The organism is Ureaplasma diversum NCTC 246, assembly GCF_000731915.1.
GTDB lineage: Bacteria > Bacillota_I > Bacilli_A > Mycoplasmatales > Mycoplasmoidaceae > Ureaplasma > Ureaplasma diversum.
In genome coordinates, this window is sequence record NZ_JFDP01000014.1 from 1 (window position 1) to 1,698 (window position 1,698).

The window sequence follows — 1,698 nt, forward strand, 5'->3', positions numbered from 1 at the left end:
GGACTTTTGGGTTGGATGTTCCGGTTAAGTATATTTTATTAAATTTATCATAGGTTTGTAGTTTTGTGTTTTTGAGTTCGAGTGTCAGGATAAAACCACACTGCTTTATAAAAATTAGGGGGATGTGATTTTGAAACTGTAGTTATTTAAAAAGCTTTAAATTTAAAAGAATTTACATATTCAATTTGCTTTGATATTAAACTAAAAAGTAGTTAATATGGTTATTTTTACAATGATAACTTTTAATTTGTTTATTTCGTCCTGAATTTATTTATAAATTGGTGTTAAAAAAATAGAACACACTAATAAAAAGTGCATTCTAATTTTTATATATTCTTTAGTTCTTAATTGATTTTATTATTGTAAATCATTAAGGCTTAGGACTTGTTGGTGTATAAGATATTTCAAGTTCTGATGTTGGTGTGTTCAATAAGTTTTCCATACTTGGATCAGTACTATCTCATATTTTAGTAAGTTTATATTTTCCTTCCGGAGATTTTAATTCCTTATTGAAATAGCTATGTGTTTCTATTTTTACTAGAATTAATCCATTTTTTGTGTATTTAATAGGGGCAACATATAACCCATTAGTGTCATCACCATAATTTGCTGCACTATCTTCAACAGGCTGAAATTGTTCTCCGTTTTTCCCTACTACATCTAGTGTTAGTTTTAATTTCTTATTTTGTATTTTATCAAGACCTTCTTTACTAATTTGGAATTCAAAATGAAGATAATTACGATCTTTCTGAGTTTCTGGGATTATTACTGTACTAGAAACAGGTGTTAATTTATTTTTACGTTCTGTATCCCTTTCTTTTGCTGCTTTTAGAATTTCTTCAATTTGCTTTAGTTCATCTTGTGTCTTAATTTGATCAATTTGTTTTTCGAATTCAGTTACATCTTCTTTTATAAGATTAGTTAATTTAGCAATCGATGCTTTAGCTTCGTCTTTTTTAGTTTGTAGTTGTTTCTCTAAATTTTGTTTATCATCATTTTCGCTTGATGATGGTGTGTCTTCCATTTTCTTAGTTTCAGTAGATTCTCCGGCGTCTGATTTACTAGAATCACCTCCACCTTTTTCTGTATCTTGTTTCATTTCTGAGTCTTTTGGTTTAGTACTTCCGCTGTCTACAGGTGGTTGTTCTGTTTTTCCGTTATTTGAATTTTGTCCATTTTCAGAGCTAGTACCATCTTGTTGTTTACCTGTATCTGTTTCTTTACCTGATGCAGGTGGAGTTTGTGGTTGTGCGGGTTGATCTGATTGACTTCCACCTTCAGTACCATCTTTTGGAGTAGTTTCTTTTTTACCTTTTTCAGGTTTTGCTTGAGTGTTAGGGTTTTGTGAACCTGAATTATTGCTTCCTGAGTTTGAAGAACCATTAGATGGATTAGAACCTAAATTAGGTTTTTCTCCATCTTTCATTGATTCTGTATTTCCATTTTGTTTAGTTGGTTTAGTTTCATTTTCTTTTGGTTTAGTAGTTGTAGTAGAACCGCCTGATGAGTCGGTTGAACCACCAGTTTCTGAACCTTGTTTAGTTCCAGTTGTAGTACTTCCGCTACCTTGTTTTGAAGATTCAGAGCCACCTGTTTGTGGTTGTTCTACTTTCTTTTCAGTGGGTTTAGCTGGTTTCGCCTTTGTAGGTGCACAAGCTGCAACCACTCCTATAACACTAACCCCTGCCATAATAGCAC

1 protein-coding gene is annotated in these 1,698 nt (G+C 32.0%); it reads right to left on the reverse strand.

What is annotated here, in order from left to right; translation table 4 throughout:
• Positions 1–370 precede the first annotated feature (370 nt).
• The coding region (locus UDIV_RS00605) for a putative sodium/potassium/calcium exchanger (protein WP_231428071.1) at positions 371–1,698 on the reverse strand (1,328 nt) is incomplete at its 5' end.